The 21,325-nt window shown below is 39.3% G+C and carries 21 protein-coding genes; 13 read left to right on the top strand and 8 right to left on the bottom strand.

Going from position 1 to position 21,325, the window contains the following annotated elements; translation table 11 throughout:
* Positions 1 to 140: 140 nt before the first annotated feature.
* The gene (gene bioA, locus RB215_RS07800) at positions 141 to 1,442 is read right to left on the bottom strand and encodes an adenosylmethionine--8-amino-7-oxononanoate transaminase (RefSeq protein ID WP_309216161.1); all 1,302 of its coding nucleotides are present in this window, start codon (positions 1,440 to 1,442) and stop codon (positions 141 to 143) included.
* A gap of 100 nt (positions 1,443 to 1,542) precedes the next feature.
* Here bioA and bioB point away from each other — a divergent pair, with 100 nt between their 5' ends.
* The 7 genes from bioB to RB215_RS07765 all read left to right on the top strand — a co-directional run bounded on the left by bioB (position 1,543) and on the right by RB215_RS07765 (position 7,728).
* The gene (gene bioB, locus RB215_RS07795) at positions 1,543 to 2,583 is read left to right on the top strand and encodes a biotin synthase BioB (RefSeq protein WP_309216160.1); all 1,041 of its coding nucleotides are present in this window, start codon (positions 1,543 to 1,545) and stop codon (positions 2,581 to 2,583) included.
* Between the two features lie 58 nt (positions 2,584 to 2,641).
* On the top strand, positions 2,642 to 3,793 hold the full coding sequence (locus RB215_RS07790; RefSeq protein WP_309216159.1) for an 8-amino-7-oxononanoate synthase: 1,152 nt from the start codon (positions 2,642 to 2,644) through the stop codon (positions 3,791 to 3,793).
* Complete coding sequence (locus RB215_RS07785; RefSeq protein ID WP_309216158.1) at positions 3,790 to 4,674, top strand: methyltransferase domain-containing protein; 885 nt, start codon at positions 3,790 to 3,792, stop codon at positions 4,672 to 4,674. The genes RB215_RS07790 and RB215_RS07785 overlap by 4 nt, the downstream gene beginning before the upstream one ends.
* 65 nt (positions 4,675 to 4,739) lie before the next feature.
* A complete protein-coding gene (bioD, locus tag RB215_RS07780; protein ID WP_309216157.1) occupies positions 4,740 to 5,423 on the top strand; it encodes a dethiobiotin synthase in 684 nt (227 codons plus the stop codon).
* Positions 5,424 to 5,577: 154 nt separating this feature from the next.
* Positions 5,578 to 6,447: a protease HtpX gene (gene htpX / locus RB215_RS07775; RefSeq protein WP_089368331.1), complete on the top strand. Its 870-nt coding sequence runs from the start codon at positions 5,578 to 5,580 to the stop codon at positions 6,445 to 6,447.
* A 116-nt stretch (positions 6,448 to 6,563) separates the two neighbouring features.
* Entirely contained in the window at positions 6,564 to 7,016 is a 453-nt protein-coding gene (locus tag RB215_RS07770; protein WP_309216156.1) for a DUF302 domain-containing protein, read from the top strand.
* 49 nt (positions 7,017 to 7,065) lie between these two features.
* Positions 7,066 to 7,728, top strand: a complete 663-nt coding sequence (locus RB215_RS07765; protein ID WP_193038564.1) for an NADPH-dependent FMN reductase — start codon at positions 7,066 to 7,068, stop codon at positions 7,726 to 7,728.
* An 85-nt stretch (positions 7,729 to 7,813) separates the two neighbouring features.
* Here the strand turns inward: RB215_RS07765 and gloA are convergent, their stop codons facing one another.
* Positions 7,814 to 8,341 carry a lactoylglutathione lyase gene (gene gloA / locus RB215_RS07760; protein WP_179807031.1) on the bottom strand — a complete coding sequence of 176 codons (528 nt, stop codon included), beginning with the start codon at positions 8,339 to 8,341 and terminating at the stop codon, positions 7,814 to 7,816.
* Positions 8,342 to 8,626: 285 nt separating this feature from the next.
* On the opposite strand from gloA, the gene RB215_RS07755 reads away from it, so the two are divergent.
* From RB215_RS07755 to RB215_RS07745, 3 genes are all read left to right on the top strand, one after another.
* Complete coding sequence (locus tag RB215_RS07755; RefSeq protein ID WP_309216155.1) at positions 8,627 to 9,238, top strand: excalibur calcium-binding domain-containing protein; 612 nt, start codon at positions 8,627 to 8,629, stop codon at positions 9,236 to 9,238.
* A gap of 266 nt (positions 9,239 to 9,504) precedes the next feature.
* Positions 9,505 to 9,903 (top strand): hypothetical protein, encoded by a 399-nt coding sequence (locus RB215_RS07750; protein ID WP_309216154.1) that lies wholly within the window; start codon positions 9,505 to 9,507, stop codon positions 9,901 to 9,903.
* 77 nt (positions 9,904 to 9,980) lie between these two features.
* Entirely contained in the window at positions 9,981 to 10,706 is a 726-nt protein-coding gene (locus RB215_RS07745; protein WP_309216152.1) for a hypothetical protein, read from the top strand.
* A gap of 277 nt (positions 10,707 to 10,983) precedes the next feature.
* Here RB215_RS07745 and RB215_RS07740 read toward each other — a convergent pair whose 3' ends face one another.
* Positions 10,984 to 11,700: a metal-dependent hydrolase gene (locus RB215_RS07740; RefSeq protein WP_309216151.1), complete on the bottom strand. Its 717-nt coding sequence runs from the start codon at positions 11,698 to 11,700 to the stop codon at positions 10,984 to 10,986.
* A gap of 210 nt (positions 11,701 to 11,910) precedes the next feature.
* On the opposite strand from RB215_RS07740, the gene RB215_RS07735 reads away from it, so the two are divergent.
* Complete coding sequence (locus RB215_RS07735) at positions 11,911 to 12,453, top strand: hypothetical protein (protein WP_011328271.1); 543 nt, start codon at positions 11,911 to 11,913, stop codon at positions 12,451 to 12,453.
* A 28-nt stretch (positions 12,454 to 12,481) separates the two neighbouring features.
* Here RB215_RS07735 and RB215_RS07730 read toward each other — a convergent pair whose 3' ends face one another.
* The 4 genes from RB215_RS07730 to RB215_RS07715 form a co-directional block, all read right to left on the bottom strand.
* Positions 12,482 to 14,083, bottom strand: coding sequence for an MASE1 domain-containing protein (locus tag RB215_RS07730; protein ID WP_011328270.1), 1,602 nt, complete (start codon positions 14,081 to 14,083; stop codon positions 12,482 to 12,484).
* Positions 14,070 to 14,699: a response regulator transcription factor gene (locus RB215_RS07725; protein ID WP_089368324.1), complete on the bottom strand. Its 630-nt coding sequence runs from the start codon at positions 14,697 to 14,699 to the stop codon at positions 14,070 to 14,072. Before RB215_RS07725 ends, RB215_RS07730 begins: the two co-directional genes overlap by 14 nt.
* A 384-nt stretch (positions 14,700 to 15,083) precedes the next feature.
* Positions 15,084 to 16,463 carry an NAD-dependent succinate-semialdehyde dehydrogenase gene (locus tag RB215_RS07720; protein ID WP_309216150.1) on the bottom strand — a complete coding sequence of 460 codons (1,380 nt, stop codon included), beginning with the start codon at positions 16,461 to 16,463 and terminating at the stop codon, positions 15,084 to 15,086.
* A 118-nt stretch (positions 16,464 to 16,581) separates the two neighbouring features.
* The gene (locus tag RB215_RS07715; RefSeq protein ID WP_011328267.1) at positions 16,582 to 16,770 is read right to left on the bottom strand and encodes a hypothetical protein; all 189 of its coding nucleotides are present in this window, start codon (positions 16,768 to 16,770) and stop codon (positions 16,582 to 16,584) included.
* Positions 16,771 to 17,038: 268 nt separating this feature from the next.
* Between RB215_RS07715 and RB215_RS07710 the strand changes: the two genes are divergently transcribed.
* The gene (locus tag RB215_RS07710) at positions 17,039 to 17,896 is read left to right on the top strand and encodes an AraC family transcriptional regulator (protein ID WP_041454433.1); all 858 of its coding nucleotides are present in this window, start codon (positions 17,039 to 17,041) and stop codon (positions 17,894 to 17,896) included.
* A 320-nt stretch (positions 17,897 to 18,216) separates the two neighbouring features.
* Here RB215_RS07710 and RB215_RS07705 read toward each other — a convergent pair whose 3' ends face one another.
* Positions 18,217 to 19,410, bottom strand: coding sequence for an acetyl-CoA C-acyltransferase family protein (locus RB215_RS07705; protein ID WP_309216149.1), 1,194 nt, complete (start codon positions 19,408 to 19,410; stop codon positions 18,217 to 18,219).
* 361 nt (positions 19,411 to 19,771) lie between these two features.
* Between RB215_RS07705 and RB215_RS07700 the strand changes: the two genes are divergently transcribed.
* Entirely contained in the window at positions 19,772 to 20,692 is a 921-nt protein-coding gene (locus tag RB215_RS07700) for a transposase (protein WP_182683497.1), read from the top strand.
* Positions 20,693 to 21,325 lie beyond the last annotated feature (633 nt).

The raw sequence follows: 21,325 nt of genomic DNA, 5'->3' as shown, positions 1-21,325 counted from the left end.
GGTAACTGTAAATGATAGGTATTATCATATAGGTAAAGATCACTGAGATCAATACTCTAAAGGTGAGTTAAGGGGCTGTTTGTTTATTAGGGCAAAGTGTGTACAACTTTTAACCCTAAAACTTTAATTTAGCGGTAAGTTTAAGCGTAATGCTTGCCTTTAATGGCGTTATAAATGGCATCACAAAGGGTTTTTATGCTGCTCTGGTCTGAAATATATGGCGGCATTAAATAAATAAGTTTACCAAAGGGGCGTATCCATACACCTTGTGCTACAAAATAAGCCTGAATTTTAGCCACATCAACATTGCCTGCTTCCGCTGTTAGCTCTACCACCCCAATAGCGCCTAAAGTACGTACATCGGCTACGTCATCAAGCTCTTTGCATTTATTGAGTTGTTGCAGTTGGCTGTTTAGATTGGCAATGCGCTGCTGCCAGTTTTGCTCAAGCAGTAAATCTATACTGGCACAGGCCACAGCGCAGGCAAGCGGATTGCCCATAAAAGTAGGGCCGTGCATTAATACACCGGCTTCGCCTTCGCTTATACCTGTGGCTATTTTGTCACTGGTAAGAGTGGCCGATAGGGTCATAGCGCCGCCAGTAAGTGCTTTGCCTATACACATTATATCGGGCTGAATATTAGCATGCTCTACGGCAAATAATTTACCGGTACGGCCAAAGCCAGTGGCTATTTCGTCGCATATAAGTAACACCTTATATTGCGTGCATAACTTGCGTACGCAGGCTAAGTACTCAGGGTGATAAAAGTTCATGCCACCAGCATTTTGTACAATTGGCTCAATAATAAATGCCGCTACGCTCTGGTGGTGCGCTTTAAAATACGCTTCAAGCTCGGTTGCCTCAGCTTGGTTAAACTCACTATTAAATCGGCTTACCGGGGCTGGTACAAAAATATGCTCGGGTAAAAAGCCGCTGTACAAACTGTGCATTGAATTAACTGGATCGCAAACGCTCATAGCCGCAAAGGTATCGCCATGATAGCCCTTGTAGGGAGTCATTAATTTTTGTTTGTTAGTAATGCCTTGGCTAAGCCAATACTGCAGCGCCATTTTTATAGCTACTTCAACACTTACCGAGCCGCTATCGGCTAAAAATACCTTAGTTAAGCTAGCAGGGGTAATGCTTACTAGCTTTTTACACAGCTCTACAGCGGGTTTATGGGTAAATCCGCCAAACATAATGTGGCTCATAGAGTTAATTTGCTCAATCATGGCGTTATTTAAAACTGGGTGGTTATAGCCATGTATAGCGCTCCACCATGAGGCCATGCCATCAATGAGTTGCTCGCCTGTTTCAAGCTCAATAATATTATGATTTGCGTGGGTAACAGGGTAAACCATTATAGGTTTGGTCATAGAGGTATAAGGGTGCCAAATATGCTGGCGATCAAAATCTAGGTCAATCGTATTCTTTTTAATCATATGTAAACTTAAGTGAGCTTGGTTTTGTTGACAATGGTACTTCAAGAAGTAGACTAAGCCAATATCACCGTTATGAAAAAAATAAAGAGAGTAGAAAACTATGGAACTTGCACCTGTTCGTCACAACTGGACCCACAGTGAAGTTAAAGCACTATTTGAAATGCCATTTAACGATTTACTATTTAAAGCCGCATCGGTTCATCGTGCTAATTTCAACCCAAATGAAGTGCAAATTTCTACTTTATTATCGATTAAAACCGGTGCCTGCCCAGAAGATTGTAAATATTGCCCGCAGTCTGGGCATTACCGAACCGACTTAGAACGCGAACGCCTAATAGAGGTAGAAAAAGTAGTAGAACAAGCGCGTTTAGCCAAACAAAAAGGCGCAACTCGTTTTTGTATGGGTGCCGCGTGGTCAGATCCAAAAGACAGAGACATGCCGTATATTTCGCAAATGGTTAAAGAAGTAAAAGAGCTTGGCCTAGAAACCTGTATGACCCTAGGCATGCTTAATAACGAAAAAGCCCATGAACTACGCAATGCTGGGCTTGACTACTACAACCATAACCTTGACACCTCGCCTGAGTATTACGAGCAAATTATATCTACCCGAACTTTTCAAGACCGCCTAGATACCATAGGCAATGTACGCGACGCGGGTATGAAAGTATGTTCGGGCGGTATTGTAGGTATGGGCGAGCAAGCAGCCGATCGCTATGGCTTATTAATGCAACTGGCCAACTTAGATCAACAACCAGAAAGCGTACCCATTAATATGCTGGTTAAAGTTAAAGGCACACCGCTTGAAAACGTAGATGACTTAGATCATTTTGAGTTTATACGCACAATTGCAACCGCGCGCATTATGATGCCGCAAAGCTATGTGCGTTTGTCGGCAGGGCGCAACGCCATGAACGAGCAAATGCAGTCAATGTGCTTTTTTGCAGGTGCTAACTCTATATTTTATGGCGACAAACTGCTTACCACCGAAAACCCAGATGCCGATGCCGATATGGCCTTAATTAAAAAGTTAGGGATGAACCCAGAAACTCGTCACGACTATTCAGATGAAGCCGTAGCCGCGTCGCTTTCATCGCAAGTGGCCGACAAAGCAACGTCTAAGTTATTTTACGAAGCATAACCATAATTATAACTAAGTAATAACTAAGCTATAACTAAGCCTAGGTAAACACAGCCAAATGTCATTTGAATTTATAAATACGCATCTGCAAGCTCGCTTGCACGATGCGCTACTGCGTAAACGCCACCAAGTACAGCATGCTACGGCGCGCAAAATTACTATTAATAACAAAACCTATCTTAATTTTGCCAGTAACGACTACTTAGGCTTTGGCGATAACGCAATTGCTTTAAATGAATTACCGGCATTAGGGAGTCACAGCTCAGCGTTAGTTACCGGTTATCAAGTTCAGCAACACACACTAGAGCAGTATTTATGCGCACAGTTAGGTTACGAAGCCGCTATGCTGTTTAGCTCGGGCTTTAGTGCTAATAGCAGTGTAATAAAAGCGCTGTTTCAAGATAAAACCGTAGCGCAGCACAGTGCTGTTTTTCAAGATAAGCTTAATCATGCCAGCCTAATAGACGGCGCACTGCATGCTAACGCCGCTTTAATCCGTTTTAATCATAACGACATGAACCATTTACGCGCCCGCTTAGAAAAATCAACAGCGCAGAATAAGCTAATTATAAGCGAAGGTGTATTTTCGATGGATGGCGACAAAGCGCCACTTAGCGAGCTACTGGCGTTAGCCAAACAGCACAATGCTTGGCTAATGATAGACGACGCTCATGGTTTTGGCGTATTAGGTAAAACCGGATTAGGCAGCTGCGAGGCGCTTAATACCGAGCAACTACCTGAGTTACTGGTTATTACTTTTGGCAAAGCGGTAGCCAGTAGCGGCGCGTGTGTATTAGGCAGTAAACATTTTATTGATTACATGCTGCAATTTAATCGCGATTACACTTACTCCACGGCTATGTCGCCGCTTATTGCAGGGCTTACTCTTGCACGTATTAAAGCGATTAAAACCGCAGATGATAAACGCGCTAAATTAAAGGCAAATATTAGCTACTTTAAGCAACTTGCTAAACAACATAATATTGCCGTAATGGAGTCAAGTACCGCTATTCAGCCTATTGTTTTAGGCTGCGCCGAGTACACCTTAAACGTGGCTAATAAACTTAAAAAATACGGTGTTTGGCTTACTGCTATTCGCCCGCCAACCGTTGCTCATAACACCGCACGTTTGCGAATTACTCTCAGCGCAGCGCATACAAAGCACGACATTAACCATTTAGTTAATAGCTTAGTAGGTGCATTAGTATGATTGCTCAAACACTTTTAAATGCTGCCTCTATAACTACACAGCCATTAAATACAGAGCCAAATAGGCAGCCGTTAAATATACAATCATTATCAGCAGGGCCTATATTATTACCAAGCTGTAGCCTTAAAAAGGGGGCGCAGAGTAAATTTTCAAAAGCAGCCAGCAGTTATAACCACCATGCTAATGTGCAAAAACAAGCCGCAGATGATTTATTTAAACTTATAAAAGCGAATGCAAATAGCAGTAATAAAGCCAAACTGTGTATCGACTTAGGCGCAGGGCCATTAGTTAATACACATACTTTGCAAACATTATTTGGCAGCGTTATTGCCATGGATCTTAGTTTAAACATGCTACAAAGCAGCGCACTAAATACGCCACGGCTATGCGCCGATATGGATAATCTGCCACTGCAAGCCAATAGTATTGATATTATTTACAGTAACTTTGCAGTGCAATGGTCGGCCGATTTTGCCCAATTATTAAAATCGCTTTATACTGCGCTCAAACCAGGCGGGCAAGCCTATATTAGCTGCGTTATTGAAGGCTCGCTTAACGAGATAAAAACCGCATTTAGCGCACTTGATAACAACAGCCATATAAATACCTTTAATAGCGAACAGCATATAAACCAATCAGTCCAAAAGTCTGGGTTTACTATTAATACAATACAAAAAGCCTTGTATAGCGATGAGTTTACATCGCCATTAAATGCCATTCGCTCTATTAAGGCCATAGGTGCTACAGCGCAAAATCACAGTAATACGCGCAGAGGCTTGTTAACTAAGCACGCTTTGCAGCAGGTATGCAGCGCATATCCGCTTAAAAATAATAAAGCGCACGTGTCGTATCACGTTATGCTATTAGCACTTGGTAAATAAAAACCAGTTAAATAAAAATCGCTAAATAAAAACCGTTAAATAAAACAGCAAAGGTAAATAACGCCATGAAAGAATTTTTTATTACCGGCACCGACACCGACGCCGGAAAAACCCACGTTACCAGTTTATTACTAAAGCTACTTGCGCAACATAAAAAGCAAGCAATTGGTTTTAAACCGCTCGCGTCTGGCTGCGAAATGGCGTTTGATCAGCTAGTAAATGCCGATGCACTAATATTAATGGAAAGCGCAACGGTAAGTGCCAAGTACGATATAATTAACCCGTTTGCATTTGCACCAGCTATTGCCCCGCACATAGCCGCCGAGCAAGCAGGGGTTACTATTACTGCAGATAAGCTAAGCAGCGCGTATAAAAACGTAAAACAGCAAGGTGCCGATTATATACTTACCGAAGGGGCTGGTGGCTGGGCGCTGCCTATAAGCAACACAGATTATTTATACAATTGGGTTAAAGCAGAGCAACTGCCGGTAATATTAGTAGTAGGTATGAAGTTAGGCTGCTTAAATCATGCGCTACTTACGGCTGCACATATGCAAAGTATGGGTATAAATTGCATTGGCTGGATTGCAAATCAGGTTGATCCAAACATGGACGAGTACCAAGCTAATCTTGATTCACTTAAATTACGTTTACCCTTTCCTATACTGGCAATAAGTCCATACAGTGAGCAAACCCCTAAATTACAAATATATAAAACACTGCTAGAAAATTTCTCACTAAACACATAAAAAACACTTGTTTTACGACATAGTTTGTCACAGAATAGCGCTGACGTTGTGACATACTGTGTCATAACGCAGTGATTGCTTTTAATCAATTTAGTGCCAAACGCACTAAACATATTAATAGTACCGCAATCGATATTATTTTTTGAGGACAAGTATGAAACGTGTTTTTTTATTTTTACTAACAAACCTCGCGGTTATGTTGGTATTAGGTGTAGTGCTTTCAATAGTGATGAGTGTATTTGGACTAAGCAACCGTAGCTTAGGCGGTATGCTAATGATTGCCACTGTGTTTGGTTTTGGTGGCTCGTTTATTTCGTTATTTATGTCGAAATGGATGGCTAAAAAATCAACCGGCGCACATGTTATTACCCAACCACGTAACGAAACCGAACATTGGCTAGTAACTACGGTTGCAGCACAAGCGCAAAAAGCCGGCATTAAAATGCCAGAAGTGGCCATTTACGACAGCCCAGAAATGAACGCATTTGCCACCGGCCCAAGTAAAAACAACTCACTAGTGGCAGTAAGCACAGGTTTATTACACAGCATGAGCCAAGATCAAGCCGAAGCCGTACTTGCCCACGAAGTATCGCATATTGCTAATGGCGACATGGTAACGCTTACACTTATACAAGGCGTGGTAAACACCTTTGTTATATTTGCCGCTAAAGTGCTAGCAGGCATAGTCGATAACTTTATAAACAGTAACAACGATGAACAAGAGGGCGGCAACAGCTGGACCTACTTCCTGTTCGATATGTTGTTTCAAGTAATTTTTGGCATTTTAGCCAGCGTTATAGTGGCTTATTACAGCCGCCAACGTGAGTTTGCTGCCGACAGCGGCGCTGCCAAACTAGTAGGCGCAGACAAAATGCGTTCAGCCCTTGAGCGATTAAAGCAAAATCATCCTTCGCAACTAGAAGGCTCAATGATGGCGTTTGGTATTGCCAGTGGTAAAGGTATGGCTGAGTTGTTTTCGTCGCACCCACCGCTTGACGCCCGCATAGACGCACTGCGTAAATAATGTTTTAGCGCAAAGTTATTGCATATATACCAAGCCAGCTTAACCGCTGGCTTTTTTGTGGCTAAATTACATGCTAAGTTGGTTGCTCATATGTTTAACCAAACCAGAGTTTATACATGAAACTATTAAGCACCACTTTTGTATTTGCGTTATTTTTTGTGTTTTTTCCGGCTAAAGCAACAAACGGCCTAATAACACTACAAAGCCAGCAAAGCGCCAAAGCCACTATGAATAAGTTTGAGCTACTGGCTAAAAATAAAGGACTGACAATTTTTGCACGTATTGATCACACCGCAGGGGCTAAAAAAGTAGGGCAGCAGCTTGGCTATACCGAAGTTATTATATTTGGTAATCCACAAGGCGGTACTCCTTTAATGCAGTGCGCGCAAACAATGGGGATTGATTTACCGCTTAAAGCACTTGTTTGGCAAGACGCCAATGCAAAAGTATGGTTGAGCTACAACGATCTCAGCTATTTAACTAAGCGCCATGGTGCAGGGCAATGCGCTGTTGCTACAAAGCTTGCCAATGTACTTGCAGAGCTTGCTGCACAGGCACTGCAGCCCTGAGCTTAATTACCAATCCTAAAAAAGTAATTTAAACAACGAGGGAATATACATGAAGTTTTTAGTATTTTTAGGCACCGTACGCAATAGCACACCACCTAAACCAGCAAGGCTTGGCGAGCGCGTAGCCCAAGCATGTATAGCGTGTTTGCAAAGCCAATTTAGTACACACGAAATAGAGCTAATCGACGCGCTAGATTACCCGCTCGAACCGGTATTTAAACCACACTTTGCTTACCCCAAAAGTAAAGCTCCCGAGCAGCTAAATACCCTAGCCGATAAAATTGCCGCAGCCGATGGCTATATTATGATCAGCCCAGAGTACAACCATTCTATGAGCCCAGCACTGGCCAACTTATTAAACCATTTTGGCAGCTCACTGTTTTCGTACAAACCCAGCGCAATTGTTACTTATTCTGCTGGGCAATGGGGTGGTATGCGCGCCGCAATGGGTATGCGTAACTTTTTAAGTGAATTAGGCTGTTTACCCGTATCAGCAATGATCCATGTACCAAAAGCGCAAGAGGTAATGGCTGAAAATGGCTCGTTCAATGAGCAAAGTGAACAAGACACTTGGTTTAATTACTTCTCACGTACATTTACCCAATTAGCCTGGTGGGCAGAGGCTGCTCAACAGCAAAAACTAACTCAAAATCCAACTGAAGTATTAAGCAGCTTTACTAAAGATCCTTCACAGCGAAACGCTCCTAAATAAACTAAGTTTAATAATAACGCCTGCAAACAATAAAGCCAGCTTAGCTGCTGGCTTTGTAATTTAAAACATACATACAGTTTAGTTATTACTGAGACATAATAATTTCGGTAATGCCCTCGGCCGAGAGTATTTCAATCCAATAACCGTCGGGGTCTTTAATAAACGCCAAACCTTTCATCGAGCCATCGTCTGGTTTTTTTACAAACTCCACATCGTATTTTGTAAAACGTTCGCACGCGGCGTATACATCGGGTACGCTAATACCAATATGGCCAAAGCCTTTAGGCTCTTCGTTACCACTTACATAGCCTGCAAAGCTATCGTCGTTTTCTGTGCCCCAATTATGGGTAAGCTCAATTAGTGCAGGGCGGCGAAACACCCATTCAGCTTTGGTTTTATCATCGCCCGCAGGCAGTTGTTGCTCGTAACCTAAAAAGTACAGGGTAAACTTCATACCAGGAAAGTCATATTTGCCCAACAACTTCATACCTAATACGTTTTCATAAAATGCTAATGACGGTTTTGGGTCTTTAATTCGCAGCATAGTTTGCTGCATTACATAACCTTCGGTCGCTTTAGTAACTTGCTCTGGAGATTCGTTATAGCTAGACATAAGATGATCCTTACTAAAAATTTAAAGCACAACAGACTTATTAAGTATTTCTAGTGCCATCATAATCAACAGCACCGCAAATTAAAACCACCCTATGTAATTCATTCGTTATTCAATCACTATTCAATAATTAGTTAATTAAAATACCGCCAAGCAATAGCTATAAAGTAGTTTAATTTTAAAATTACTTAAAATAAGTTTACCGACCACTTTTAGAAACGTATAGTTTGCATAAGTAACACATAAAAAAATAACTAATAAAAAGTATAAAAATCAGGAACACCAATGAACAAAGGATTGTTAACGTCGTGGAACGACAACCGAGGCTATGGTTTTATTAAATCTAGCAGTGTTGCACACGACACCTTTATACACATATCTTCGCTTAAACACATGAGCCGCAAACCTAAAGTAGGCGACACTATCTATTTTGAGGTAGCTACTGATCCCAATGGTAAAAGCAAAGCCGTAAACTGCCGCATTGAAGGCGTAATTGAAAGCAAAGTACAAAGCAAATTAGAAAAAACAGCTGCTTTTAATAAACCCTTTAAAATGAGTAAAGCAAAAAAGAAGTCGAGCACTTTAGCTAACCTTGTTGCGCTGGCAATTATATTAAGCATAGGTTTTAGCGCATACAATAGGTACTTCGCAAACACTCATGCAGGCAATAAAAACAACACCCCCGTTATTACCAATGCCGACTTAACCACCTTTGATGAGAAATACCCAAAAATCGTTATTCCTAAAAGCACCCAAAACTTTACATGCGATGGCAGGCAACATTGCAGCCAAATGACCTCACGAGCCGAAGCTGTATTTTTTATTAATAACTGCCCGAATACAAAAATGGATGGCGATAACGACGGAATACCTTGTGAAAATGATTCAAGGTTTTAAATAGGTGATAATTGCAGATGCGTTTTTATAAAAAATAAATTTAATTTGATACTGTATATAAATACAGTGCTGTAGGTTTTGTCCCATAACATTATTAAAAGTCGTTTTGGGATTAAATTATAAAGGTTACAAAATAGAAATTGTAACTACTTGTTTGTAAATGAGTTGTTTAATGTAATTATCGAACAACGTAATATGCGCCGTTTTGGGGTGTTATAACCCCCCAAGGTGGTGTTCAATAAGCTGTTAGTTTTTTAGAGGATTCTATGAGTACGTTTTTCAAATTGAGCATGCTAGGTGTTGTATTTTTTGTATCAGGTTGTGCTAACTTGATTGGATTTACCGGCGCAGATACAGGTAAGCGAGTTGGTGATTGGGTGGAATATAATGTCAATCACCCAGGGCTAACCATCAAAATTATGGAACCCTATAGTGAGGAACTTATGCCTATTTCGACTGTAGGCAAAACGTCACCTTCACCTTTACGGCATACCGTAATATTTGGCACACAATCGAGTCAGCATAAATTGGAAATTGTTGGTCGGTACAGTAAAGAACTGTATTTGGACAATAAATTTTACGGTTCAGTGTGGCTTGGAGATGTATTAATTCGCGATGGCAGTCTTTCAATTGACGGTAAATTGGTAGCGACAGTTGAAAACTAACAAGTTAAATCACCGGAAACCCACTCGCTACGCTCGCGTTTTCCGCTGTTTAAAGCGTTATGCTTTTGGAGTAAGACTTGAGCTGCTTTGATGTAATTGTTACATTTTCAAATGAAATTTTTAGGCCATTCCTCTTATTAGTAAGTTCTGTATTTGCAATATACTTTGCTTATAAAAAGATTGGTAACAGAGTCGCTGCTCAATACTCTTTTGGCGGTGCAAGTTTCACTCCTTCACATATAACAGAAGTAGTCTTATCTAATAAAAAAGATAAGCCCGTAAATATTTATGCCATACATGCAGTTTTTCACAATGATTTGTGGCTAGAACTCGATAAATATTCCCCTCCAAAAGTATTAAAGCCTTACGAGTCATTGTCAATGAATCCATACAGCTCTTTAAATGTCGGTTCAGATAAATATGAACCTGATTTTATGAATGCTGAAATTTATATCGAATCAGATGATAAAGTTATAAAGTGTGAGTCAAGGTATCGCCCTGAATTGTTAGAAAAGTATGCTAAAGTTTCTGTAAATAGATGTTCATACAATGGATTTGTTTACGATGAAACGGTAGCTTATATTCTTGTTTATATTTTAGATAACAGTATGAAAACAGCTTTTATTCATAAGTCGGGGTATATTGGCAATGAATGGGAATTAAGCCCAAATCACTTAGGCCAAAATGCTACTGATCAAAGTGTATTGGGTATGATAGCTGCTAATAAATTTGATAAGGTTTTTAGCTCGCATGTTATTTACAGGGTACAGTCTCTTGGAAATTTAGTGGCAGTCAAAGCATAACAAGCTGTTAAACAAAGACAAAAAACAGTTGGTTTTGCTCCTTCGTTGCCAATTTTAACCAATTATTTAAAGGGACAGGCATAAAATAATCAACAGTGCCGTAAATTAAATCCTGGTATTTTATAAACTATTTTCCGAGGTGGAATGAGTTTAATTGAAACAAACACAAAGAAGAAAATTATGATGACAGCCACGCTAATCACTTTGAAAAAACTAGGGTGGGTGTCAATGTTATTCACTTGATTTCGCTATGCGTATCATTATGCGTATAGAGAGCTTAAAATCTAATTTTTAAAGATTGAAATCTAAAGTGAGACCAATCACTTAACGCTGTGATAGTTTGTTTTGTAGGGGGAGCGACATAGATTAAACCTGCAATGGCAATAATTGACGACAATGTAATTAATTTATTATCGAACTCAGCTATTTTTAGAGCGGTCCCGAAAGAGCGTTTAATTGTGACATTACTTAAATCTACACTGTAAATTTCATCCAGCAATAAATGAATTAATCCTCCTAGTAAAATAAACCCACCCGTTAACCAGGCAAAGGTGGCTGCTTGTGGGGTTGATTGATCATTCAGTTCCCATGTTACTTGTGTTGTTAATAGCGCGCATAGCAGTATAAATAGTAAAGAGTGGCAACTGCCTCTATGTACTGTGATCCATTCAAAAAGTGGTCTAATAATATATTTCATAAATCCGTAAACTAATAAGGGCACTACAATTAACTCGATAAAACTAATTTTAATAATTAGCTCAGTGGTTATGTAATGCAGTACCAGTAATACAGCGCTCAGTGCAAATAAGTTAAAAATAGTGTCGAGTGATGTGGAGTTATCTGAATCTATATCTGGTAATAAACCGCCGATTGAGCCTAAAAACCATAACCAGAGCGCGCCCTTTAAATCAATATGTTCTGCAGATAATAAGGTGGCTGAGGCTAAGCCTGTGATGATTAGCGCAGTATTAAGATGAGTATTGAAATTTGCCATTGTGTCTCTTGATGGGGAAATAGGTGGGCATTCTAACAATTATGTTCTTTAAGACAAATAAAGGGACAGGCATAAAATAATTAACAGTGCCGTAAATTAATCCACTTGTATTTTCTAAGCCATTTTCCTAGATGGATTAGGAATATGGATGATTTTATACCAGGCTATTTGCTAATAAACTCAATTTAACTAGGACGTTAGGGAAGTAAAATGAGTTTAATTGAAGCAAGCACAAAGGAATTTGGCAATATTACGGTGTTTTTACATAGCCTAGGCTCATTTTGCTATCGTATTGAGTGGTATAGCAAAATGACAGGTGCCTCAATTAGTTTAGCGCGTATTAAAAAGGGTAAATATATAGTCATTCGAAAATGGGCAGCTATACGGGGTTTAACTGATGTGTCTACAGAGTTTGATAGAGCTAATCAAGCATTTATCCATTTATTAAATAATGTTGACGTGGTTAAAGGTAAAGACGATTTGATAGTTGCAGCTAAGCAGCACTGCGTAAACTTATTTGCAAAGTCGGAAGGGTTAAAACCAATTAGCAAACCTAGTTTGCCAAAGCCACGATTACAAGGCGCTATAGGCAAGCAAGTGGTGGTAAAGTCAAGGCTTGGCAACAGCCAAATAGCACAAGGTATGCTACTGCAGCTAATAGGTAACCAAGCTGAAATACAAGTTAATCCCGAACATATAGAAGCAGGCCAATTAAGGCAAAAGTTTTATACTAAACAAGTTTTTATTTGCTAAGCAATTTACAAATTAAGCAATGTGCTAACTAATCAAAGTAAAAAGGAAGCTTTACCTTAATGGTAAAGCCATTTTTTACACACACTTCAAAAGTTCCGCCCAATGCCATTGCGCGCTCTTCAATAAAAGCTAAACCATAATTACCCGAGTTGTTAGCAGGTGTTGCTAAACTGCCATTATCACTAATGGTTAGTGTAATAAAATTATTATCGGTTACGAGTTCTATATGCATTTTGCTGGCATTACTATGCTTAACACAGTTAGTTACAGCTTCTTGGCATATTCGATAAATAGCTATTTCATGATCTTTTGACAGGGCTTTATGAATTTTAAAGTCGGCCTGAAAATTAATTTTTGCCTTATGCAGTAAACTTTTTAGTCGCCCGGCTGTTATTGCCTTATTTAAGCCAAGTTCGTCTAATTCGCGTGGGCGAAGGTAATGCATTAATTGGTATACCGAATCGTACATGGTATTGGCATTCGTTTTTAAGCTTTTAACAAACGACTGAGTATCTTTATTACTCATGTGAGACAAAATAGATAAGTCAGTTTTTAAAGCAGTGAGATTTTGACCCAACTCGTCGTGTAACTCTTGAGAAAGATGTTTTCGCTCATTTTCTTGTACGCTAACCATTTTAGCCGCAAGGTGTGTGTTTTTAGTTAACTGCTTTCTGAGTTCTAGGTTCGTTTTATATAACTCATTATTTTTACGTTTTAGTTCAGTAATTGCAGCGCCTAAAACCATACTGGTAATTGCATTTGCTAAAATGAATAACTGGCTTATATAAGTGTTTTCAGGGGCATGAGTAAAGCTTGCCTCGAGTATAATTAAGCTATTAATTAACGTGGCACTGGTTACAGCGCCCAAAGAGCCAAACCTATACGAAAACCAAATAATGGGTAATAACGAGGCGAGCCTTAGTAGTGGGTAGGTGTCGGGGCGTAGTGCATATACAAAAATTACAATTAATAAAAGGCACAATAAAGCAGCCCCTAAATGCATCATTTTTAGTAATAGCGATTTATTTAATTTATGCCTCACGCTAAAAATTAGCATCATTAGCGGAGTGACTAATAGTGTGCCGGTAATATCCCCAAGGCACATATTTAACTGGTACTGTAATAATTCTGTAGCAACCAGTATATTGGTAAATTCAAACGCACTAGCAAATACAAACCATTTAATAGATGTACTAGCAACAGCCAGTAATATTAACGAAAGTATACCTTGGCTATCGTTAATACTGGGCGGCCAACGGCTGTTTTTTAAAATATAAATAAGCGCAACAAAGCAAAGCTCCTGCCAAAAACCATGAAATAAATTAAAATCCCATTGTGCAAGAGCTAAAACTTCATTATTAAAAGCACCCACAAAGGCAGCGAGAAGACGAGATGTTACCCATAAAGTTAGCCAATACTTTGTAGGTAAAAGTAAAAAGAAGGCAATTTTAATGCCCGCAGGAATAAAAATTGCGCTGCTTTCGGGGACTGTTTCTAGATTTTTGCTGAGCCAAAAAGTTGCAGCAAATATAACAAAATAAACAAGCCCAACAAGTAACTGCTTGGTTACTTGTTTAAAAGCTGTAGTAATAAAAAAACTAAACGAGGGGGATAGGCTAAGTAAGCTCATCTAGTTGTATTACTCCTACATCTATTGCAATTTTTAACAGCTCGAATGAAGTTGTAACGTTAAGCTTAGTGTATATATTTGCCTTATGGACATGAGCAGTTTTAGGCATTATTCCTAATGCTTGTGCTACTTGCTTGGCATTAAGCCCCTTAGAAAATAATGGTAAGGCCTCTATTTCTCGATTTGTTAGTAGCGTAAGTGCGCTACTTTCTGTGGTTAGGGCAAAGTTTACGTCTTCGCTTATATAGCGCTTACCCAAAGCTACAGACTTAACCGCATCTATTAATTCTTCAGAAGCCGAGCGTTTTGACACATAACCTAACGCGCCAAGTCGCAAAGCGTTACTCACATAGGGTTCGTGGTCATGCATGGAGGCAACAATGGTTTTAATGTTAGGAAAATGCTCAAAAAGGTAAGATAAAAAAGTAAGCCCGGTTTCTTTACCGTTAAGCGATATATCCACTATAAATATATCGGGTTGTTCTAGTTCAACCGCAAGCTTTGCTTCATTTACGCTGCAAGCTTCTATTATTACTTTCCAATCTGGCTGTAATTCGAGTAGCTTTTTAAAGCTATCTCTTACTAGTTGATGATCTTCTATGATACCAATGTGCATTTATATCTCCCTTTAAAATTATTATACATGGTAATAGGTAAGTATTGGCTAGGAAAAAATCTTAGAAAGGGTAATTAGGTAGAAAAATAAAGGAAGGAAATAAAGGGACAGGCATAAAATAATTTACAGTGCCTAAATTTTTGAATACTTCACGATCTTACTAAAAATAAGCTGTGGAATTTAATGTCAGCTAGCTTAATCTCTAGAAGATTTATTTTGGGCTGGTGGTTATTTGAAAGTTTATGTTTGCTCTTAGATGGATAAGTCTATTTATAAGCTCCTTGTTTGTAAAGTTATTTCAGGACGGGTCAGTGAGCAACAAAAAAGCCTAGCATGTTAACGCTAGGCTTTTTGTTATTTATTTATAAGAATTAAACTTTAAATCTATGCACTGGTTTTATTACGAATCAATTTGTAGTTTAAGAATTCAGTAATACCAAGGGTACCAAGTTCACGACCGAAGCCTGAGCGCTTAACACCGCCAAAAGGGGTGTTGGCTTCAGTACCAGAAGGTGCGTTTATGGTCACCATGCCGACTTCTAACTGATCAGCAATCTCAGCTGCCAATTCTGAGTCTTTAGTCTGGATTGACGCACCAAGACCAAATGGAACATCGTTGGCAATTTTGATCGCATCAGCGATATCACGAGCTTTATAAATAACAGCAACAGGACCAAATAGTTCTTCGCTATAAACAGCCATTGAGTTATCGACATTGGTAAGTACTGCTGGAGCAAACCAAGCGCCTGGCTTGTCTTTGACAATGCCGCCTTCAATTAGAACGGTGGCACCAGCTTTTATTGCTTCATCTAACTGCTTTTGTAAATTGACTGCAGCGCTTTTTGAGGACATCGGTCCGATAAAGGTTGTTTGATCTAATGGATCAGACAACGTCATCTCACGAACCGCATCGGCAAAGCCTTGTACAAACTTATCATAAACGGCTTCAACGACAATTAGGCGCTTAGCGGCGTTACAAGCTTGTCCAGTATTGCCAAAGCGGCCGGTGATGGCATCTGCTATTGCTTGCTCAATATCAGCATCTGCTGCAACGATAAAGGCATCTGAACCGCCAAGCTCTAAAACGACCTTTTTAAGGGCGCCGCCTGCTATTTTAGCAACTGCTTGTCCTGCACGCTCAGAACCTGTTAATGAGATGCCTTGTATTCTGCTGTCTTCGATGATAGTTGCGGCTTGATCATTGGTAGCAAATACATTGTTATATACGCCATCTGGTAAACCGGCATCTTTAAGAATTTCGACAATTACTTCTGCCGTTTTAGGGCACTGTGGGGCATGCTTTAAAATAATTGTATTGCCTGCCATAAAGTTAGGTGCTGCAAAGCGTGCTACTTGATAATGCGGATAGTTCCACGGCATAATTCCTAACAATGCGCCTACTGGCAGTTTCTCTACGAAAGCTGAGCCTTCGGCTACATTGATTTGGTTATGTGCTAATAGCTGTTCTGCGTTGTCTGCATAATAGCGATATATTTCAGCGACTAGAGCGAGCTCTCCTTTACCTTGGGCTACAGGCTTGCCCATTTCTACAGCGATCATGTTTGCCAGCTCATCTTGACGCTCAATATAGATATCTGCAATTTTGTGCAGAAGTGCGCTGCGCTCGCTAAGAGAGATGTTACGCCATTCTTTATAGGCATCATCAGCTTTTGTGATGGCTTGCTGAATATCTTGTTCATTTGCAGTAGGGTAGCTGGCTTCAACTTTGCCAGTTGCTGGATTGGTTACTTTATATTCGCTCATAAATATTCCTTGGATTAAAAGTTCATTTATAGTGACTCACTGAGTACAACTATTATTTATACAACTGCAACATGTAAGCGTACATCAATACTAAATGTTGCATTAGAGTAAGGACAGGTTAGATGAGATTTTGTGATTGCACATTGTTAATACGTGATACTTCAACAGACAGATCTATATATATTAAGTTATAGCTATTATCGGCTTTCATACCAAGACCGACTTGAGCAGATGTATTGAAGCTGTAATTGGTAATTTTAACTGTTGTGCTGCCATGTTCAGGGCGCGCTATCGAAACGCGCTGCATAACCCATCACAAACAGCTGTTCTGGATTAAAACCCTTTTTATCTGGTTCTTGAAAGAACACCAAATCAAAAACTTAGTGAACCATCGACAAGACTTGTATGCCCAAACTGATCACAGGCTGCTATTGCCTAAGCTGTGTAATACTTTCATTTTGTGATGCGATCATTATAAGGGACAGCTTAATAATTCGTTATAATAGTCCTACAAATGTGTTGCCTAATCCTATAAAAATTTGTACTGTCAATCAGGTTCTAAAAATAAGTAAAATATGATGCAGAAAACAAACATTGAGCAACTACTTAGATTAATCCCTAAGAACCAAACCATCGAATCAGATATTCCAGACTTAGTATTTCATTGTGCCGACAGGCCAGAAAAAATAATCGGTTATGTCCTAGAGCCTAGTATATGTATTGTTTTACAAGGCGAGCGCGAGGTTTACTTAGGAACAGATTGTGTAAAGTTTGACAATACTAACCTGATGTTTTGTCCAGTAGACGCTCCATTGAACATACATATTAAACAGGCTTCGTTAGACAATCCTGTTGTTGTATTATCTATGAAATTAAATTTGCTAATGATTCGCGACGTTCTGGCTAAAATACCACCTAAAAAACATATAGACGAGGGTTATTTTGGAATCAAATGGCAATTAGATGACTCTATCATGCCATCGTTTGATCGATTGATAGAGTTACTTAATTATCCAAATGATATTGAATTTCTATCTCCTTTAATACAGCAAGAAATTTATTATCGATTACTATCAGGAAAACAAGGCGATAAGCTGCGCCAACTGGTAACGAATGGCAGCCATATTCATCGTATTGCTCAAGCAGTCGATTGGTTGAAAGCACATCTAGATGAACCTTTGGTTATTGCAGACTTGGCAAGCCGCTGCGGTATGAGTGTTTCAGGGTTTCACCAACACTTTAAGAAAATTACTCAGTTGAGTCCGCTACAGTATCAAAAAAACTTACGATTAATGGAGGCGCGACGGCTGATTAAAATCAATGACGCGCAAATATCATACATTGCCTTGCAAGTAGGATATGAAAGCCCTAGCCAGTTTAGCCGAGAATATAAACGACTGTTTGGCATCAGTCCAAATAATGACTTGGATTAAAGCATCGCAACAGCAGTCTTCCAGATGGTCACAAAGCAGAAATAAAGGGACAGGCATAAAATAATTAACAGTGCCGTAAATTAAACCCTGATATTTTCTAAGCCATTTTCCTAGGTGGGATAGGAATATGAATGATTCTATACCCCAGGCTATTTGCTAATAAACTCATTTTAACTAGGAAAATAAAGGGACAGGCATAAAGCAATTAACAGGTTTATGCCTGTCCTTTAATAATCATGTCCTTTACTAATCAAAACTTTATTTTTACTAAATTAAAACGGCTTATTTTTAGCCGCTATTTCTTTTAAAATCTTTTATAACTAAAGCGCTTCAAAAATAGCAGCTATACCTTGTCCGCCACCAATACACATAGTGACCAAGCCGTATTTACCGTTAATGCGTTTCAGTTCGTACAGGCATTTGGTCGATAAAATAGCACCGGTTGCGCCAACAGGGTGGCCAAGTGCTATAGCTCCGCCATTGGGATTTACTCTATGCTCAGGAAAGTTTAACTCATTGCCTACGCATAATGCCTGTGCGGCAAAGGCTTCGTTTGATTCTACTACGTCCATGTCATCAATAGTTAATCCAGTTTTGTCAAACACCTGTTGCACAGCAGGAATAGGCCCTGTGCCCATTAATGAAGGCTCAACACCTGCTCTGGCATAACCGACTAGGCGACCGAGTGGTTTTAAGCCTTGTTCATTGGCCTTTTGCTCCGACATAAGCACTAACATGGCTGCGCCATCATTAATACCTGATGAGGTGGCTGCGGTGACTGTACCATTTTGTTTAAAGTAGGGTTTTAAGGTGGCGAGTTTTTCGACCGTTGTGTCAGCACGAACATGCTCGTCAGTATCAAAAACTTGATTACCGTTACGAGATTTAATTTCGATGGGCATTATTTGCTGTTTAAAATAGCCTGCGGTAATGGCTTTAGCCGCTTTATGATGGCTTTGTGCTGCGTAAGCGTCTTGTTGCTTGCGGCTAATGCTATATTTTTCTGCAATGTTTTCAGCGGTAACGCCCATAGGTGTGTTGTCCCATGGGTCTTGTAATGTGGTAGTTAGCTCATCAACTACTGTACTATCACCCATTTTTTGGCCCCAACGATTACTTGCTAGAGTATAGCCTGAGCTACTCATGCTTTCTGCTCCGCCTGCTAAAGCTGCGTTTACATCACCTAATTGAATTTGTTGTGCTGCTTGTATAATGGCTTCTAAACCCGAACCACACAAGCGGTTGAGTGTTACCGCGTGACTGCTAATTGGTAACCCTGCATCTAGCCCAATAACTCGCGACAAATACGCGTCTTTAGGACCGTTATGTATCACTTTACCTACCACACATGAACCAACTTGCTTTGGTGAAATATTGGCTCTTGCTAATGCTTCTTTGGCGCACATAGTGCCTAACTGAGCGGGAGTGAAGTTTTTAAGGCTGCCACCAAAGCCACCGATAGCAGTGCGTACTGCGCTTAATATTACTACGCTATTGTTATTAAATTTTGTCATTGTGTTCTCTTTATTATTTTTTTTGCTTGTATCCACTTTATTCTAAATGATATTAAAAGAGCAAAAGGATAAAGGTTGACTTTAATTCATCAAAACATAATTTTAAAATAAACTAAAGCTGCAGGCGTTGAGTTGATATACAACTTTGTAAATCATTTTATGTTTTTGCTTTAAAGAGATTTAAAAAGAGGATTTAAAAGGACAGGCACAAAGTATTTGCAAAACTCACATTAGATACTACTGTTATTATATCCAGTGGTTGTTGGTTTTGTATTTTATGACACGCGCAAGAAAAAATCTCATTGATTTGGCATCAACATCTTATTATCACTTAATAGCTAGATGCGTTAGGCGAGCTTTTTTGTGTGGTGATGATAAATACACAGGTAAAAACTTTGATCACCGCAGAGAGTGGCTAGTAGAGCGTATAAAGTTGTTAAGTAGTGTGTTTGCCATAGAGATTGCAGCTTACGCAATTATGAGTAATCACTATCACTTAGTTGTAAATGTTAATAGAAAGCAGGCACTAGATTGGGCAAATAGTGAAGTAATTGAACGCTGGTATAGGCTTTATAATGGCCACGCTTTGGTGGATAGTTACTTAAAAGGCGAGCAGTTAGATAATGCGAGTTTAGTTTGCGTTAATGAAATTATAGCTAAATGGCGAGAAAGACTTTACGACATAAGCTGGTATATGAAAAACCTAAATGAATACATTGCCCGTGAAGCAAATAAGGAAGATAGCTGCACAGGTAAGTACTGGGAAGGGCGCTATAAATCACAAGCATTATTAGATGAAACCGCATTGCTTAGTTGCATGGCCTATGTCGATTTAAATCCTATTAGAGCAAACATGGCCGGTACGTTAGAAGACAGTGATTTTACTTCTATTCAAGAACGTATAGCGCAATTGACAGCCTTTACTAAAAATACGGTTCAAACAAATAACCGCTCAAAACAAAAAGATAGTGTTCAAGATCAAAGTCAACCAAGTCAGCTAAAGCCATTTTGCGCTAACAACATAAAACACACTATACCTTTTGCGTTACTAGATTACCTAGAATTAGTAGATTGGAGTGGTCGTCAAATTTCTCCAAACAAAAAAGGATATATAAATAAAGCAATTCCTAAAGTGCTAGTTACTCTGAATATAGAAGAAGCACAATGGCTTGAATCGATTCAACGATTTAGGCATAAATATTCAAACTTTGCAGGGAGTAAACAACGATTAAAGCAGCAAGCCGCGAATAACGATGTTAAATGGTACAAAGGTGCAGGGTGAGCGCCACACCTTCAGCGATAACTTAAACAACAACTTTAACAAACCACCTTTGAAACTAACTTTACCTGCCTGATATCCCTACTAAACATATATCTACTAATAACTTAAATTATATAAACTAATAGAGCGTAGAAGTGAGAGGGAATTAGTAAATAACGATGACGAACTTTGAGGTTAAATAAACCAGGTAATATGTGCCTGTCCCATTATAATTTTATAATCCCTTTTTAATATGCCTGTCCCATTTTTAATAATACCATTTTTAATAATATGCCTGTCCCATTTTTAATATTATTTTTAATAATAAATAACTTCATGCCAATATTGCAATAAACACCGTTTATGGTATAAGACTGCCAGCTTTAGTTTACTCAATATAGTATGGATAATAGCAAGGGTGAACAAGCCAATTTAATCTATTGAATTTTTTTGACTTTTATCGAAAAACGGCGCCCAGTATTATCTTTAATATAAAGCCGCTTTGCAGCAACAGCACTTAACCAAACACACCGAATTTATTTTAGCCTACTGCTACACCTTAAATCATACGTACCGCACGAATGCTTATATGAGCACGTACCTGGGTATTTAGTATTAATTACACGCCGCTGGTGATGATCACGCTAGGCATGT

Origin of the sequence: Pseudoalteromonas sp. HL-AS2 (assembly GCF_031198805.1) — a bacterium.
In the GTDB taxonomy this organism is placed as follows: domain Bacteria; phylum Pseudomonadota; class Gammaproteobacteria; order Enterobacterales; family Alteromonadaceae; genus Pseudoalteromonas; species Pseudoalteromonas nigrifaciens.
Note: the sequence above shows the minus strand (reverse complement) of the source record. Positions and strands in the feature narration are given on the sequence as shown.

Bases quoted from the DNA above. Each gene is read 5' to 3' on its own strand.
- bioA (WP_309216161.1), bottom strand. From the start codon at position 1,442: ATGATTAAAAAGAATACGATTGACCTAGATTTTGATCGCCAGCATATT.
- bioB (WP_309216160.1), top strand. From the start codon at position 1,543: ATGGAACTTGCACCTGTTCGTCACAACTGGACCCACAGTGAAGTTAAA.
- RB215_RS07790 (WP_309216159.1), top strand. From the start codon at position 2,642: ATGTCATTTGAATTTATAAATACGCATCTGCAAGCTCGCTTGCACGAT.
- RB215_RS07785 (WP_309216158.1), top strand. From the start codon at position 3,790: ATGATTGCTCAAACACTTTTAAATGCTGCCTCTATAACTACACAGCCA.
- bioD (WP_309216157.1), top strand. From the start codon at position 4,740: ATGAAAGAATTTTTTATTACCGGCACCGACACCGACGCCGGAAAAACC.
- htpX (WP_089368331.1), top strand. From the start codon at position 5,578: ATGAAACGTGTTTTTTTATTTTTACTAACAAACCTCGCGGTTATGTTG.
- RB215_RS07770 (WP_309216156.1), top strand. From the start codon at position 6,564: ATGAAACTATTAAGCACCACTTTTGTATTTGCGTTATTTTTTGTGTTT.
- RB215_RS07765 (WP_193038564.1), top strand. From the start codon at position 7,066: ATGAAGTTTTTAGTATTTTTAGGCACCGTACGCAATAGCACACCACCT.
- gloA (WP_179807031.1), bottom strand. From the start codon at position 8,341: ATGTCTAGCTATAACGAATCTCCAGAGCAAGTTACTAAAGCGACCGAA.
- RB215_RS07755 (WP_309216155.1), top strand. From the start codon at position 8,627: ATGAACAAAGGATTGTTAACGTCGTGGAACGACAACCGAGGCTATGGT.
- RB215_RS07750 (WP_309216154.1), top strand. From the start codon at position 9,505: ATGAGTACGTTTTTCAAATTGAGCATGCTAGGTGTTGTATTTTTTGTA.
- RB215_RS07740 (WP_309216151.1), bottom strand. From the start codon at position 11,700: ATGGCAAATTTCAATACTCATCTTAATACTGCGCTAATCATCACAGGC.
- RB215_RS07735 (WP_011328271.1), top strand. From the start codon at position 11,911: ATGAGTTTAATTGAAGCAAGCACAAAGGAATTTGGCAATATTACGGTG.
- RB215_RS07730 (WP_011328270.1), bottom strand. From the start codon at position 14,083: ATGAGCTTACTTAGCCTATCCCCCTCGTTTAGTTTTTTTATTACTACA.
- RB215_RS07725 (WP_089368324.1), bottom strand. From the start codon at position 14,699: ATGCACATTGGTATCATAGAAGATCATCAACTAGTAAGAGATAGCTTT.
- RB215_RS07720 (WP_309216150.1), bottom strand. From the start codon at position 16,463: ATGAGCGAATATAAAGTAACCAATCCAGCAACTGGCAAAGTTGAAGCC.
- RB215_RS07715 (WP_011328267.1), bottom strand. From the start codon at position 16,770: ATGCAGCGCGTTTCGATAGCGCGCCCTGAACATGGCAGCACAACAGTT.
- RB215_RS07710 (WP_041454433.1), top strand. From the start codon at position 17,039: ATGATGCAGAAAACAAACATTGAGCAACTACTTAGATTAATCCCTAAG.
- RB215_RS07705 (WP_309216149.1), bottom strand. From the start codon at position 19,410: ATGACAAAATTTAATAACAATAGCGTAGTAATATTAAGCGCAGTACGC.